Source organism: Oxalobacter formigenes, from assembly GCF_002127965.1.
GTDB classification, from domain to species: domain Bacteria; phylum Pseudomonadota; class Gammaproteobacteria; order Burkholderiales; family Burkholderiaceae_D; genus Oxalobacter; species Oxalobacter formigenes.
In genome coordinates this window covers 1059653-1074280 of sequence record NZ_CP018787.1, presented here as the reverse complement: position 1 = coordinate 1074280, position 14628 = coordinate 1059653, and the positions used below count along the sequence as shown (strand labels likewise).

Below are 14628 nucleotides of genomic sequence, written 5' to 3'. Positions count from 1 at the left end.
AATGATTGAATGTTCGGTAAAAAACGCAGTGAATGGATCGAAAATATCATAAAACGTTCAGCAATTTTCAATCAGTCCTGCCAATTATTGCTAAGATTATAGACGAAACGGAAATACAGGATACGAATGCGGTCACAACAGTTTCACTTTAACTGTCCATTCCTTGATTTTTATCCCTGTATTTTGGCTCTTGAAGAAATACGAATACAATACTCCGTATTGCAGTGATTTTGCATTTCAAAATAACCGGATTCATGAGCAAAAACATATCCAGCTACGACCGAAAAAAACCGGAAATCAAACCGGATACGCCCAGCCGTTCTTCCCGACTGATCAAGGAAGCGGGATGGTTTGTCCTGATCGCCATTACCCTTTACTTCCTGCTCATTTTTCTGAGTTACGACAAGACTGATCCCGGCTGGTCGCACGCCAGCCAGATCACCCACATTTCCAATCTGGGCGGACGCATCGGCGCTTTCATCGCCGATATCCTGTTTTTCACATTCGGCCTGTCTGCATGGTGGGTCGTCCTCTGGTTTCTGAAAGCGTCCTGGACAGGATACAAACGCATCTCCCGTTTGCTCCTCTTGCAGGAAGAACCCGAACCGTCATGGTTCAGGGACCGGATTCTCAAAAACATCGGCTTTCTGATCCTGCTGTTTTCCAGCAGCGGCGTCGAATATCTGCGCATGTATAACATGCGCATCCAGTTACCTCGTATTCCCGGCGGAGTCGTCGGTGAAATCGTCGGCAATACGGCGCAGCATTATCTGGGATTCATGTCCGGAACCCTGCTGCTGTTGCTTTTATGCGCTGTGGGTTTTTCCCTTTTCCTGCAAATGTCCTGGCTGCAACTCGTGGAAAATATCGGAGCGGGACTTGAAACCGTATTCGGTTTTTTCATGAAAGCCAAAGCGGCGCGGGAAGACCGGAAAATCGGACAGGTCGCTTCCGTCAAACGCGAGGAAACCGTCAGTCAGGAAAAAGCCAGAGTAACCGAAGCACCACCGATGCACATCGAACCGCAAGTTGTCGACGTGCCGAAATCCGAACGTGTCGAGAAAGAAAAACAGGTCGTTCTCTTTTCCGACATGCACGATGGCGAACTGCCACCGCTTTCCCTGCTTGACCCTGTGGGCGCCCAGCAGGAAACCGTCAGCGTCGAAACCCTAGAATTCACCAGCCGGCTGATCGAAAAGAAACTGTCCGACTTCGGTGTGACCGTCCGTGTCGTCGCCGCCTATCCAGGGCCAGTCGTCACCCGTTACGAAATCGAACCGGACACCGGCGTCAAGGGTAGCACCATCGTCAATCTGGCACGCGATCTCGCCCGATCGCTCTCGCTGGTTTCCATCCGGGTCATCGAAACGATTCCCGGCAAGAATTACATGGCACTCGAATTGCCGAACTCCAAACGCCAGATCGTCCGCCTTACGGAAATCCTGAGTTCCAAAGTCTATAGTGACGCCTCTTCCAGACTGACCATCGCGCTGGGTAAAGATATTGCAGGCAATCCGGTTGTCGCCGATCTTGCCAGAATGCCTCATCTGTTGATTGCAGGCACGACCGGTTCCGGCAAATCCGTCGGTATCAATGCCACCATTCTGTCCCTGCTCTACAAGGCCGATCCGAGTCAGGTCCGGCTGATCCTGATTGACCCGAAAATGCTCGAACTGTCGATCTACGAGGGTATTCCCCACCTGCTCGCCCCGGTCGTCACCGACATGCGGCAGGCAGGCCACGCCCTGAACTGGGCCGTAGCGGAAATGGAGAAACGCTACCGGCTGATGTCGCATCTCGGCGTCCGGAATCTGGCCGGATACAACGCCCGCATCATCGAGGCGGAAAAGAAAGAGGAAAAAATCCCTAATCCTTTCTCCATCACACCGGATTCACCGGAACCGCTGGAAAAAATGCCCCAGATCGTCATCATCGTCGATGAATTCGCCGACCTGATGATGGTCGTGGGCAAGAAAGTGGAAGAACTGATTGCCCGTATTGCCCAGAAAGCGCGTGCGGCAGGCATTCACCTGATCCTCGCGACCCAGCGCCCATCCGTCGATGTCATTACCGGCCTGATCAAGGCCAATATCCCGACGCGTATGGCATTTCAGGTCAGCAGCAAAATCGACTCCCGTACCATCCTCGACCAGATGGGTGCGGAAACCCTGCTGGGTCTGGGCGACATGCTTTACCTGCCACCGGGATCAGGCCTGCCGAACCGCGTGCATGGCGCTTTCGTCTCTGATGACGAAGTTCATCGCGTCGTCACCTTCCTGAAAGAACATGGCGAAGCCGATTATATCGAGGGTATTCTTGAAGGGGGTACACTGGAAGACGATCCGAATGCCGCTTTCGGCGAAAACGGAGGCGGAGACGATGAATCGGACGTCCTGTACGATCAGGCCGTCGCCATCGTCCTCAAAAACCGCCGGGCTTCCATTTCGCTTGTCCAGCGCCATTTGCGCATCGGATACAACCGTGCCGCACGCCTTCTGGAACAAATGGAAAGAAGCGGACTCGTTTCACCGATGCAAAGCAACGGCAACCGTGAAATACTGGTGCCAACATCCAGTAACGAATAAGTGTAAAAGAAACGAAAACGGATTTTTTCAGTCAAAAACACATTCATTTTTCGAACAGACAAAACATCATGCGACCATTTTTCTCAAAAGCCATAGCAATGGCTTTATTCGTTCTCATCCCTGCATTTGCCAGCGCGACAGCGCTTGACCAGCTGAAAAGCTTTTCAACCAACGCCCGTTCCGCCAAAGGCGAATTCAGCCAGGGACAAGTCAAGGGAGGCGACAAGGCCCGGATCACCAACCTGGCCTCGGGCACTTTCATTTTTTCCCGACCAGGCAAATTCATCTGGACATACAAAAAACCGTATGAACAGGTGCTTCAGGCCGATGGTGTCAACCTGTACATTTACGACAAGGACTTAAATCAGGTCACCGTCAAAAAACTCGGCAATGCACTGGGTTCCAGCCCTGCTGCCATCCTTTTCGGCAGTAACGATCTGGAAAAAAGCTTCAAACTCAGAAACGCCGGGGCACATGGAGGTTATGAATGGGTCGAAGCCATCCCGAAAACAAAAGACACGCCATTTGAAAAAATCAACATCGGCATGAAAAACGGCATGCCTGAAGCCATGGAGCTGTACGATTCGCTCGGCCAGCTTTCGCTCATCAAATTCACGAAATTCACGAAAAACCCGCCTGTTTCGGCCAGCACCTTCAAATTCGTGACGCCGAAAGGGGCGGATGTTTTCAGGAACTGACTTCTTACGCAGGGATAACAAAAAAGCCAACTTTAAAGTTGGCTTTTTTACAGAAATACCGCTTATTCCTGCCTGACAAGCAACACCACCGCCTCGGCGGCTATCCCTTCTTCACGCCCCAGATAACCGAGCCTTTCATTCGTCTTGGCCTTGACGCTCACCTGCGAAACGGAAACGTCCAGATCGCTGGCGATATTGGCCGTCATGGATGCGATATGCGGCGCCATTTTCGGTGCCTGCGCAATGATCGTGGAATCGACGTTCCCGACAATATAACCGTGCGTTTTGACCAGTTTCATCGCTTCCTTAAGCAGCACGCGGGAATCCGCTCCCCTGTAGCGCTCGTCCGTATCCGGAAAATGCTTGCCGATATCGCCTAACGCCAGCGCGCCCAGCAAGGCATCGGTAATCGCATGAAGCAGGACATCCGCATCGGAATGCCCTTTCAATCCTTTGGCATGCGGGATGTCTATCCCACCGATAATCAGTCTGCGATTTTCCACCAATGCGTGACAGTCGTAACCCTGTCCGATCCTGAAAGCTAAATGGCTCATTTTTTCTTCTTTTATCTTGTGTTTCCGTATTAAAAAAGCTTTTTCTGAATGCCGGTATCAATCGACATGAACAGTTCGACCAGAGGCAAATCATCCGGCTTTGTAATCTTGGAATTGCACAGATGCCCCTCGACCAGTTTCGGAACCTGTCCCATCGCTTCGATGGCACTCGCCTCATCGGTCACGTCCGACTGTTGTTCAAGTGCATCCATCAAATAGGCATAGGGAAACATCTGTGGGGTCTGCGCCAGCCACAAACCTTCCCGTGAAACCGTCTGGACACCTTCTTCGCTCTGCTTTTTGACCGTATCCACCACCGGCAAGGCCAGCAAGCCACCGATATCCTCCGGCCCGATCGTCTCGATCAGCTTGCGTACCAGCTCGGGCGTCAGCCCCGGACGGGCGGCATCGTGAACCAGAATCCAGTCCTTCGGTGCGCACTCCAGAAAAAGGGCATGAAGGCCGTTCAGAACGGAGTCACGGCGTGTGTTTCCTCCGCAACGCAAAAAACGGACACGACTGGCATCCCATTTCGGAGACGAAGCGACAAAATCGTCCAGCCATTCATCTTCAGGACTGACGACAACAAACACACTTTCAATCCCGTCGCAGGCCAGAAACGCTTCAATCGTGTGCTGCAAGACTGGTTTTCCCTGCAAAAAGAGATACTGTTTCGGACAATCCGCACCCATGCGGCTCCCGACCCCGGCTGCGGGTATCAGCGCGAAATAACGCGCGACAATTTCATTGGCATTCGTCAAAGCCATAAGATTCATCCATCTTGTGAAGCAAAAATGAAGCGGCGCAAAGAACCGCTATCGTTTATAATGACAGACTTGATTGTAATCTGAAACAGGACAATTGGCTTTCCCCGGAAGTCGTCTTTTTGCGTCAATGCCTTTCGATCTCAAGAAATTTCTTCCCCGTCCCGGACAACGCTACGCGATGCCAGCCCTTCACGGCTCGGCAGATGCCCTCGTGCTCGCCAAAGCCGCACAGGATCTGAAATCGCGTCAGCAAATGCTGGTCGCCATCGTTGCCAACGCATCGGACGCACGACGCCTTCTGGAAGAAATCCCCTGGTTTTCAGATGAAACGGAAGAACCCTTGCGCTGCCACTTGCTGCCCGACTGGGAAACGCTGCCATACGACTCGTTTTCCCCGCATCAGGATCTGGTATCGCAGCGTCTGGCGACGCTCTACGAAGTGTCAAACGGACGTTGTGACGTTCTGCTCGTTCCTGCCTCGACCGCCCTCTTGCGCATCGCGCCGCCCGCTTTTCTCGCGGCACACACCTTTTATTTCAAACAGGGTGAAACGCTCGACGAAGAAAAACTCAAGTCGCAACTGACGATTGCCGGATACAACCACGTATCGCAAGTCATGTCGCCGGGTGAATATTCCGTCCGTGGCGGCCTGATCGACCTGTTCCCGATGGGATCGAAACTGCCTTACCGGCTCGACCTGTTCGGCGACACCATCGAAACTATCCGTACTTTCGATCCGGACAATCAGCGCTCGCTTTATCCGGTCAGGGAAATCCGGATGCTGCCCGGCCATGAATTCCCGATGGACGAGAATTCCCGCGCCTTTTTCAGAAGCCGCTGGCGCGAAGTCTTCGAGGGCGATCCGACCCTTTCCGTCATTTACCGCGATATCGCCAGTGGCATTGCCTCGGCCGGTATCGAATACTATTTGCCGCTTTTCTTCGAGGAAACGACGACCCTGTTCCGTTACCTGCCGGAAAACGCCGTTTTCGCGATGATCGGCAATGTCAACGAAGCGTTCCAGCGTTTCTGGGCCGATACGCAGTCGCGTTACAATTTCCTGAAATCCGACCGTGAACGGCCACTTCTGGCGCCTGAAAAACTGTTTTTGACCAGCGAGGATTTTTTTGTTCTGGCACAGCCGTTCGCCCGCTGGGTCATCCAGACAGACGACGCGCCATCCGAATTGTCCGCCCCGATTCCCGACGTATCCGTCAACCGGCGTGCAGACGATCCGCTTGCGAACCTGCGAGCTTATATCAAACGTGCCGACAAACGCGTGATGATCTGCGCAGAATCGCCCGGACGGCGCGAAACGATGCAGCAGTTCTTCAACGAATACGATTTCAAGGTCACACCCTGCACCGGTTTTGCCGACTTTGCCACAAGCAAGGAACAGGTGATGTTCGGCATTTCGCCGGTTCAGAAAGGTTTTGCGCTGGGTTATGTTTTCGGTGATCTGGCTTTCATTACCGAAACCGAGCTTTACGCCAATTCAGGACGTCGCGCAGGACGCAAGCGTACTGAAGCCGTCGCCCATATCGAATCGATCGTCCGCGACCTGTCTGAACTGAAAATCGGCGATCCGGTCGTGCACGCCAATCACGGCATCGGTCGCTATCGCGGGCTGGTCACCGTCGATCTGGGCGAAGGCGAAACCGAGTTTCTGCATCTGCAATACGCGAAAGACACCAAGCTTTACGTTCCCGTTTCGCAGCTTCACGTCATTTCCCGCTATGCCGGGACATCGGCGGATGACGCTCCTCTCCATACTCTTGGATCGGGCCAGTGGGAAAAAGCCAAACAGAAAGCCGCACAACAGATTCACGATACCGCCGCCGAGCTGCTTGATCTGTATGCCCGCCGCTCCATGCGCAAGGGTTTCCCTTTCCCATTGACGAAAAACGATTACGAGGCCTTTGCCGACAGTTTTGGTTTCGAGGAAACACCGGATCAGGCCGCTGCCATCGCTTCCGTCATGGAAGACATGACCTCCGACAAACCGATGGACCGGCTGATTTGCGGCGATGTCGGTTTCGGCAAGACCGAAGTGGCCTTGCGTGCGGCTTTTATCGCCGTCATGGGCGGCAAACAGGTAGCCCTGCTGGCACCGACCACCCTGCTGGCCGAGCAGCATGCCCAGACCTTCCGCGACCGGTTTGCCGACTGGCCTGTCCGCATTTCGGAACTGTCCCGCTTCCGTACCCAGAAACAGGTCAACCAGACCATCAAGGGCATGGAAGACGGCACCGTCGATATCGTTATCGGTACCCACAAGCTTTTGTCCAAAGACGTTTCATTCAACCGACTTGGCCTGATCATCATCGATGAGGAACACCGTTTCGGCGTCCGCCAGAAGGAAGCCTTAAAAGCCATTCGCGCCGAAGTGGATGTCCTGACCCTGACGGCAACCCCGATCCCGCGAACGCTCGGCATGGCGCTGGATGGCCTGCGCAGCTTTTCGATCATTGCGACCGCCCCGCAAAAACGGCTGGCAATTAAAACTTTCGTGCGTTCCGAAAACGACTCCGTCATCCGGGAAGCCTGTATGCGCGAACTCAAGCGTGGCGGTCAGGTTTACTTTCTGCACAACGAAGTCGAAACGATCGAAAACCGGCGCATCATGCTGGAAAACCTCTTGCCGGAAGCGCGTATCGGCGTCGCTCACGGCCAGATGCATGAACGCGAACTTGAAAAAGTCATGCGTGACTTCGTTTCGCACCGCTATAACATCCTGCTGTGCACGACGATTATCGAAACCGGCATCGACGTCCCGAACGCCAATACAATGGTCATGCATCGCGCCGACAAGTTCGGGCTCGCCCAATTGCACCAGTTGCGTGGCCGTATCGGCCGTTCGCACCATCAGGCTTATGCCTACCTGCTCGTCAACGATACGCAGACCCTGTCCAAGCAGGCGCAGAGGCGTCTGGAAGCCATCCGCCAGATGGAAGAGTTGGGCAGCGGGTTCTTCCTCGCCATGCACGATCTCGAAATCCGTGGTGCTGGCGAAGTGCTGGGAGAAGAACAATCCGGTGAAATGGTCGAAATCGGATTCCAGATGTACTCCGATATGCTGAAAGAAGCGGTTCGTGCCATGAAAAAAGGCGAAGAACCGGATTACGACGCGCCTTTCACCACGACGACGGAAATCAATCTGCATACACCGGCCCTGTTGCCGGGAGACTATTGCCCCGGTGTCAATGAACGGCTTTCCCTGTACAAACGATTCGCCAACTGTGAAACACAGGAACAGGTTAACGATTTGCAGGAAGAACTCATTGACCGCTTCGGAAAACTGCCTGAAGCGGCTCAGGCACTGGTCGAAACCCATCGTCTGCGCATTCAGGCCAAAACAGTGGGTATCATCAAGATCGACGCCCATACGGAAGCGGCTGTCATGCAATTTGTCCCGAATCCGCCAATCGATGCCATCCGGATTATCGAGATAATCCAGAAAAACAAACATATCCGTCTGAATGGCCCTGAAAAGCTGAAAGTCACGGCAAAAATGCCGAATCTGGATGCACGGGTCGCCCAAATCAAATCAACCATCCGTTCACTGACAGCCTCTTCCAAAAAATAAGGAAGTTTTCAGGCAAGCCTTATAGGCAATTTTCAGATATGTCGTTCAACTGTTTCATAAACAACGATATCCGGTTTAAACTTCTGGATAACCTGTTCTTGATCATGAATTGGAATCGTATGGGCTATATAGACAATATCTGAAAATGAAGCATTGAAAAACGGAGACAATGCTTGAAAAAAGGAGTCACCGATCACTACCAGTTTCATTTTATTTGCTGCATTTTGATTATGCATCTTGATCGGGTTCTCAGCTTTGGCATTATTGATCAATTTACCTCTTGAAACAGGGGCAACCTCTTCTTTTCCATCAATTGTCCAGACAATAGTGGAATCCGGTTCGTATGTCATTGCATAATTATCATCGTTCTTCAAGAGAGCGTTATAAAATCCTCCAATAGAGATCAGATCACCATTTGACGATGGTATTATCTTGAGACTGTACTTTGAAAGAAAAGCAATATCTTTTATTTTTTTATCGGGCAACATCGCTTTCATTCCCCCATAAATACTCTCAAAACCGATACTGGCACCGTGCATGTTCCAATGCGTATCTGTTCTGTAATACAAATTTCCGGCTTGCTTGTTTGATTTGAGGATACTGTACAGGTCCATGACATTTATTTTATCCGCACGCAAAAGCGGAATGACTTTATTCACATATCGATGTTCTTCATGATTTTTTCCTGCCAGATAATCCGGGAGATACTCATGATAAATACCATGTTTGTCAGGACATATTACATAGAAAAAAGAGGAATCCATCGATTCGGCAAATTCTTTCAATTCTGCCATTTCCTGAATATGAGCCAGTGTTTCCCTGTTCAGAGAAGGAATATCTGCAGTATGTTTATCAATGACTCTACCGAATGAATTTCCAAGAAAATACCAATTGTCTTTTCCTTTAACCGCTTTGTTGATGTCAAAGTCAAAGAAATAATCCGCATGCAATGTCGAAACCGTTTTGAATATCCGATCCTTGAATAGCAACCTGTCGGCAATAAACAAATCCAGTCTGGAGAAAAAGTCCTTTATTTCCTGTTTTTTCAGGGAGGTTAACATATGAAACCCGGTAACTTTTCTCCTCTCGCTATCCAGTACCGTTTCAGAATTGACGAACAGGGAACCGATAAAGAAAAATCCGCAAAAAACGACCAGGATCAAAATGGTAAAAATCGTTTTTACTTTATTCATTTGTGCCATCAGAAATTAAAATAAATGAATGGATTTCTCGCCCCCATGAATAAAACTGTCAGAGAAAGGAATGCCAGCAAAACGTTGACGATATAAGGAAACAAGGCATAAACAGGCGTTTGAGCCGATCCCGCAGAGAAGCGTTTCAATGGGAACAACGCTATCCAGATGCCAATCCCTAAAGCCACAAGATTCAGTGGTTCCAGCAGGATGACCATCATGCCGGGATCGGTATTTCCGAAAAACAGTGACGCGAAATAATGACTGGCCTGATCGAGTGAACCGGCCCTGAAAAAAACCCAGCTCATCGTCACCATCAACAGACAATAAGTTCGTGAGACGAAAGCCGTTTGTCTTTCCAGCCAGCTTCCGATCCCGAGCCTTTCGACAAAGAGGAGGAAACCGTGAAAGATTCCCCATAACAGGAAAGTATATTGCGCACCGTGCCACAAACCGCATAAGACGAAAACAATAAACAGGTTAATATATGTCCTGATGGATGAACCATGACTGCCGCCCAGTGGAATATACAAATAATCCCGTAACCATGTTGACAGCGAAATATGCCACCTTTGCCAGAATTCCCTGATGCTTTTGCTCCGATAAGGCGAATTGAAGTTTTCATGAAAGTGGAACCCCATCATGGCCGCCAACCCGATAGCCATATCGGAATATCCTGAAAAATCAAAATAAATCTGAACGGCGTAGGCAATAATTCCAAGCCATGCGTCAAAAAGGCCAAGTGATGAATTATGAAAAAAAGCGACATCAGCCAGAGGTGCCACAGAATTGGCAATCAAAATCTTCTTGTTCAGTCCAATGAGAAATCTTGCTATGCCGTATTCAAAAAGCTGTTTGCTGAATTGCCGCGAACCCAGATCATTCTGGATATGAACATATCGGACGATAGGCCCCGCGACAAGGTGGGGAAACATGAAGAAGTAGCACAAAAAATCCGAAAGACGGGGTTTTTCAGTAATTTTCTTTCTGTATATATCGATCAGATAACTGATACTGTGAAAAGTGAAGAAACTGATCCCAAGTGGCGGGATTTGGGGAACAGGAGAAGCGTACCGGCTGAAAAACGCCACTTTTTGCAAATAGGGAACGAAACTGGTGAGGTTATAAAGAAGCCAATAGAGATATTTGTAACCGATCAGTGTTAAAAGTGAAAATCCGATAAACAGGAAAAGATACTTTTTCTTTCTCTGTTCCATACTTCGGAAAAGCACAAGACCGGCGAGAAATGTAAAAAAACCGAGAATGACAAGAATGACAACATTGACACCTTCTCCCCATGTATAAAAAAACAGGCTGAATATAATGATGGCAATATTCCGGGCCTTGGTTGTTTTCCTGAATGAAAAATCAATCAGAAGAAATATGGGAAAGAGGAAAAATATGAAAGAGATTGACGAAAATACCATTTTATTGCTTCGGAAACCTTCAGTGCCTGTTCACTGTTATTATTGAGCGTGAATCTGGAAATCAAGACTATATACAGAAAATTCTTTTCAAGCCGAAAACGAAAAACAGGCTCTGGCGAAAAGTCACCTTATGCAGGAACGTCATCAAGAGAGACTTGCGAGACACCAAGCATAACGTAGATATAATGCAGAATCAATATCAACTTTTCAAAGTGTTTCCTTTATTTTTCCGATGGCAATCACAGGTATAAAAAACGGTATGCACACTGGAATAACCCTGCATTCTGAAAATTTACAGGAAATTGAATAAACAACAAAGCCAGCTTTGAAACTGGCTTGTAAATAGAATGAAACCGCAAAAAATCACGCCACGAACACATGACCAAGATTTATGAGCAAAAAGAAAACCAATCAATCTTCATCCGGCTGTCCGTAAACAACCCGTTCGTTCAGAATCTTGTGCGCCAGCGCACGTGCTTCGTCCATCGCATCGTCTACATTATCGCTTTCAACAGCGGCACAGAACTTCTCGATCTCTTCCTCACCATGTTTGCGGATCAAAACCATTCCGCGAAAGCGCCGGTTATCCGTATCCAGAACGGCCATCCGTGCAATGTAATTACCTTTCCTGTATTCCATTTCGCTGATCATTTCCGTCTCCCCCGAACTGGTTTGCCACAACAATTTCTGTTGTTAACTTTGCTTGAATTCATCCATTTAAAAATTATCTTCCATTATCTTTTATTCAAACAAAATTTCTGGCGAACATCCGCACAAATATCAAGCCTCCTTTGAAAAATCGGCTCTTCAGTCAAAAATCCGGAACTTGAAAGCATCCTGCCAATCTGATTGTAGTCATTGAAAACACAAAAGTTTTAAAAAGGCAGGAATCATCACGACAGCGGTCACCCGATTTTCAGATATGGCCGACCCGATTCCAACATTGAAACGACATGCGCGGCACCCGGTTTTCAGCCAGATACCGAAGTGCCTGTTAAAAAAACCGATACTGATAGAGAGGGAATATCATGGATATGAATACGCCGGAAACCGGCTCCGATTTCAATAAAAAAATGAATCAGGCAGCCGACAACGCCAAGGACTCCCTGAAAAATGCCAGCGACAAGACAAAAGACGCTGTACAAAATGCAGCGGATGCCACTTCCGATGCCATGGGCAAGGCAGTCGACAAAACATCTGACGCCATGAAAAAGGCCGGCGACAAAATCAAGGACATGTTCAACAAGGATGATCACGATATGGACGACAAGAAAAACACTTACGCTGATTCCGGAACGGACAGCAAATACAATGAAGAAGCTTTCATTAAAGAATGGAAAACCAGTTACTGGACATCGGGCGGCAAATATGAAGACTATCAGCCTGCCTTCCAGTACGGTGCCCAGCTGGCAGAGAACGAACTGAAACACCTGAACCGTACCTGGGAAGAAGTCGAACCTTCGGCTCATGCTGCATGGGAACTGTATAACCGTGATTCCGAAATGTCCTGGGACAGAAACAAGGATGCCATCAAATTTGGCTGGGACACCATTATGCAGAGAGCGAAACACTAAAAAGCGGTTGTTTTCGCAAGTTAAAAAGCATGTTGGAAAACATGCTTTTTTTGTTTCCGGACGCGGTGTCTGTTATTTAAAAACCTTGTTTAGCTGGTCAGGATCGGGAACATATGCCTGAAACCCGTCGCCATCATTTCGACAGAAATGGCCGTCAGCAAAAAGCCGGCCAGACGGCCGATAATCTTAAGGGCTCCCGGAGTCAGGATCTTTCCGCCTTTGGAAACAAACCGGAAACACAGCCAGGTGGCAACGCCTACCACAAACGGAGGAAACAGCACTCCCAGCCAGTCACAGATCTCCGTTATCTGGGAAGTTGCCATCACGTAGGAAAGCGCGGCAGGCCCCGCCAGCAAAGGGATGCCGAGCGGCACGATGGACGGCCCTGAAGCCGCTTCCTGCGACTCGCCGGGCGTGTATTTGATCGTTTCTTCCTTGGCGATCACCATGGCCAGCGAAACAATGAACATAATGATGCCGCCAGCCACCTGAATGGCCGCCAGTGTCACTCCCATGAAATTCAGAAGATGCAGCCCGAACAGGCCGCCGAACAAAAGCGACAAGGCCACTGTAATGCCCAGATGACGGCTATACCGTTCCTTGAATGGCAGGGAAAGGTCTGCCGTTGCGCATATGAAAAGTGGAATCGCCATGAACGGGTCCACCAGAGCCAGCAGAATCAGCGTTTTTTTGATGACAAAAGCGATATTCATCTTTTTGCCTCTCGATCGGATATACCGATACATTAGGGCAAACAGCTGAGCAAGGTTTGTTTATTCCCCTGCAGGAAGGAATGCCGGTTTGATAAAAATCAGGAAGATTCTGCTTTTCGCAAAGCCGGGAAAAGATTGGCAGCGTCAAGGCTTTTTATAGCCGGGGATCAATTCAAGAAATTTACGGACAGGAACCGATTTCACCAGTTCGAACACGTTCAGATCCATTGCATCGATCGTGTTCTTCAGTACAAGCCCCAGTTCCGTATCGCCTGCCATGACAAGACGACGGCTGAAAAAAAGGGTATCGGGATCTTCTTCCCGTCTGGACAACTGGTAAAAATCATAAGCGCTTGCCGAAATGATCATGTCCGGTTCGACATTTCCCCATCCGGCAACGAAACCGCCCTTCGTCCAGACGAAATTGAAATCTAGCCGGGCGTCCATGATGGTCAGCCGCAATTGCTTGCCCAGAATCATTTCACGCACGTCTTCTGGTAGCCGTGGTGTCAGAATCACGTTCAGGGCCGATACGAAGAGTACGGAACCGGGATAAGCAGGCAACAGGGAAATCATGTCGCCAAGCACTTTCGGGACGCTAAACCGGTTCATACCCCTCTCCAATGAATAAATCGCAAATCACTGTTCATGCCATTCCATTCCGGGCCTGCCATGCCAGTAACCGTTACATGAAGCGGCAGGCATGAAGTCTTTCATTTTTTCAAGCGCTTCTTTTCCGGAACATTTCCCTGCCATTGTATCGGCAAAAACGCTGCATATCTCAGGCGTATTTCCGGATTGCGGGCTGATTCTCAACACATTGACATTCAAACCGGCAAGAACCGGCACTTCCGATATCAGATTATAAACTTTTGCCGACTGGGTCTGGATGCCGTTGAAAACAAGGAAAGATTGTTCTTCACGTGTCTGTACCGGCAAGCCGTCCGGGTAATCCATACATTTGAAAGCACACTGGTCTTTAGGCAAATTATGATGCCGCGCCGTAAAACAGCGTGCAGAAAAAGCCAGCGGCATTCTCCCATATGCGAACACTTCCGTTTCCATATTGTCGGCAAGTGTTCCAATCATTCCTTTCAGGGCATCACACGTCATTTCAAGGGGCATAACCCAGCGTTTCGCGCCCAACCCGGCCATAAATTGCAGGGCTGCCGGATTGTAGAGATTCAAATGAGGCCCGGCGACAAACGGTTTTTTTCCTGCCAGAGAACCGGCTGCGCCCATATCGTTCGCCTCGACAGTGAAATGTCCGTTTTCGACAACCTCGTGCATTGCCTGAAGATGCGCGCCGGACTCCAGCAAAACCTGAGTCGACATCACGACTTCCTTGCCCGATTCCGCCAGCATGTGACCCAGCTCCAGCCAGTCTTCGACCCGCAATTCATGCCGTCGCGCGCAAACCGTTTCTCCCAGATAGACGATATCGACAGGAGAGGTGGCCATTTCACGATAAAACTGAATGACACGCTCTTTTGGCCAGTAATAGAGCAAAGGTCCGAGGGAAAGTTTCATC

Annotated in this window: 12 protein-coding genes; 4 read left to right on the top strand and 8 right to left on the bottom strand. The window is 49.6% G+C overall.

Annotation, left to right across the window (positions count from 1 at the left end; genetic code table 11):
• Positions 1-254 precede the first annotated feature (254 nt).
• Both BRW83_RS05045 and lolA read left to right on the top strand, forming a co-directional pair.
• On the top strand, positions 255-2585 hold the full coding sequence (locus BRW83_RS05045; RefSeq protein WP_005881012.1) for a DNA translocase FtsK: 2331 nt from the start codon (positions 255-257) through the stop codon (positions 2583-2585).
• A 68-nt stretch (positions 2586-2653) separates the two neighbouring features.
• Entirely contained in the window at positions 2654-3283 is a 630-nt protein-coding gene (gene lolA / locus BRW83_RS05040) for an outer membrane lipoprotein chaperone LolA (protein ID WP_005881014.1), read from the top strand.
• 62 nt (positions 3284-3345) lie between these two features.
• Here the strand turns inward: lolA and ispF are convergent, their stop codons facing one another.
• Both ispF and ispD read right to left on the bottom strand, forming a co-directional pair.
• Complete coding sequence (ispF, locus tag BRW83_RS05035; protein WP_036602997.1) at positions 3346-3837, bottom strand: 2-C-methyl-D-erythritol 2,4-cyclodiphosphate synthase; 492 nt, start codon at positions 3835-3837, stop codon at positions 3346-3348.
• 29 nt (positions 3838-3866) lie between these two features.
• Entirely contained in the window at positions 3867-4604 is a 738-nt protein-coding gene (gene ispD / locus BRW83_RS05030) for a 2-C-methyl-D-erythritol 4-phosphate cytidylyltransferase (protein WP_005881017.1), read from the bottom strand.
• 127 nt (positions 4605-4731) lie between these two features.
• Here ispD and mfd point away from each other — a divergent pair, with 127 nt between their 5' ends.
• Positions 4732-8190: a transcription-repair coupling factor gene (gene mfd / locus BRW83_RS05025; RefSeq protein ID WP_005881019.1), complete on the top strand. Its 3459-nt coding sequence runs from the start codon at positions 4732-4734 to the stop codon at positions 8188-8190.
• Between the two features lie 32 nt (positions 8191-8222).
• Here the strand turns inward: mfd and BRW83_RS05020 are convergent, their stop codons facing one another.
• The 3 genes from BRW83_RS05020 to BRW83_RS05010 form a co-directional block, all read right to left on the bottom strand.
• Positions 8223-9383: an alginate O-acetyltransferase AlgX-related protein gene (locus BRW83_RS05020; protein WP_157661010.1), complete on the bottom strand. Its 1161-nt coding sequence runs from the start codon at positions 9381-9383 to the stop codon at positions 8223-8225.
• Between the two features lie 8 nt (positions 9384-9391).
• Positions 9392-10600 (bottom strand): MBOAT family O-acyltransferase, encoded by a 1209-nt coding sequence (locus BRW83_RS05015; protein WP_157658851.1) that lies wholly within the window; start codon positions 10598-10600, stop codon positions 9392-9394.
• Between the two features lie 621 nt (positions 10601-11221).
• The gene (locus tag BRW83_RS05010; protein ID WP_005881026.1) at positions 11222-11461 is read right to left on the bottom strand and encodes a hypothetical protein; all 240 of its coding nucleotides are present in this window, start codon (positions 11459-11461) and stop codon (positions 11222-11224) included.
• A 377-nt stretch (positions 11462-11838) separates the two neighbouring features.
• Between BRW83_RS05010 and BRW83_RS05005 the strand changes: the two genes are divergently transcribed.
• Positions 11839-12384, top strand: coding sequence for a hypothetical protein (locus tag BRW83_RS05005; RefSeq protein ID WP_005881027.1), 546 nt, complete (start codon positions 11839-11841; stop codon positions 12382-12384).
• Positions 12385-12473: 89 nt separating this feature from the next.
• Here BRW83_RS05005 and BRW83_RS05000 read toward each other — a convergent pair whose 3' ends face one another.
• The 3 genes from BRW83_RS05000 to BRW83_RS04990 all read right to left on the bottom strand — a co-directional run bounded on the left by BRW83_RS05000 (position 12474) and on the right by BRW83_RS04990 (position 14627).
• Positions 12474-13097, bottom strand: coding sequence for a MarC family protein (locus BRW83_RS05000; protein ID WP_005881029.1), 624 nt, complete (start codon positions 13095-13097; stop codon positions 12474-12476).
• Between the two features lie 144 nt (positions 13098-13241).
• Positions 13242-13709 (bottom strand): ubiquinone anaerobic biosynthesis accessory factor UbiT, encoded by a 468-nt coding sequence (gene ubiT, locus BRW83_RS04995; RefSeq protein WP_036603003.1) that lies wholly within the window; start codon positions 13707-13709, stop codon positions 13242-13244.
• Between the two features lie 27 nt (positions 13710-13736).
• Positions 13737-14627 (bottom strand): U32 family peptidase, encoded by an 891-nt coding sequence (locus BRW83_RS04990; RefSeq protein WP_005881033.1) that lies wholly within the window; start codon positions 14625-14627, stop codon positions 13737-13739.
• Position 14628 lies beyond the last annotated feature (1 nt).